Source organism: Bacillus sp. AP50 (genome assembly GCF_040492675.1).
In the GTDB taxonomy this organism is placed as follows: Bacteria; Bacillota; Bacilli; order Bacillales; family Bacillaceae_G; genus Bacillus_A; species Bacillus_A cereus.
This window is the reverse complement of sequence record NZ_JBEUTW010000514.1, coordinates 1-1119: the sequence shown is the minus strand read 5'-3', so window position 1 is coordinate 1119 and position 1119 is coordinate 1. Positions and strand designations below refer to the sequence as shown.

The window sequence follows — 1119 nt, the reverse complement described above, 5'->3', positions numbered from 1 at the left end:
CAGTTAGACTTATCCGTTAGTGAATTCGCATTATTAGAACATCCTACAGTATTTAGGGAGAATGTGGCCAATAAAAACCATAGTATTAATTTCTTCATATAACCACTTCTAACTCTTTTTTAATTAACATTTTTTAAGTTCCTTATTAATTTTACAATACATTAAAGGTTGGGAAATATTCTTATACTCATAAATTGTTACGTTTTGGCGGGGGGAGGAATTATGAGTTACAGCGATTTTTAAGATGACTTTGGTCTAGGGTGTAGTTACTAAGAAAAGTAATTCAAATCGAAGGGGGAAACGTCTTGAGGTGTCTTTTTCTTATTTTCAATAAGGTCTGCTAAATACATGTATAAAACAAATTCTACAATAAGGCCTAGTTTAATCATACGGTCACTTGTAAAGTATGCGTATGGTTAGACCCTGTTCACTTAGCGATTTTCACCGCATATACCTTTTTCTATAGTTTGTTCTCGTAATATTGTCTCTACAAGACAAAAAAGAAAACTCCTCTAATTAAGAGGAGTTTTCTTTTTAGCGGTAGTTAATGAACTGTACGTCGATTGGTAAATCAGCGCTACGAACAGCTGCGATTACTGCTTGTAAGTCATCACGGCTTTTTGCTGTAACACGTACTTGATCATCTTGTACTTGTGTTTTTACTTTTAATTTCATTTCTTTAATGATGTTGTTAATTTTTTTCGCGTTATCTTTATCGATACCTTGTTGAAGTGTTGCGCGTTGGCGAACAGTGTTGCCAGTTGCAGCTTCAACTTTTCCGTAATCTAAGTTCTTAATTGGAACGTTACGTTTTACAAGTTTAGAGATAAGAACGTCTTTTACTTGCTCTAATTTAAACTCGTCATCAGAAGTTAAAACAAGTACTTCTTTTTCTAATTTAATATCACTTTTACTTCCTTTAAAGTCATATCGGTTTTGGATTTCTTTTAATGCGATATTAATTGCGTTTGTTACTTCAGGTAATTCTACTTTCGAAACGATGTCAAAAGAACTATCTTTTGCCATAGTTAGCACCTCCAAATAAATTTCTAATCTTTTTATGTACTGTACATACTAAAGTATAGCTGAAAACGAGTCTAGACTTAAGTGTTTTCGTAC

At 32.8% G+C, this 1119-nt stretch carries 1 protein-coding gene; it reads right to left on the bottom strand.

What is annotated here, in order from left to right; genetic code table 11:
• Positions 1-534 precede the first annotated feature (534 nt).
• Complete coding sequence (locus tag ABWK52_RS25730; RefSeq protein WP_001040149.1) at positions 535-1026, bottom strand: YajQ family cyclic di-GMP-binding protein; 492 nt, start codon at positions 1024-1026, stop codon at positions 535-537.
• Between the last annotated feature and the right edge of the window lie 93 nt (positions 1027-1119).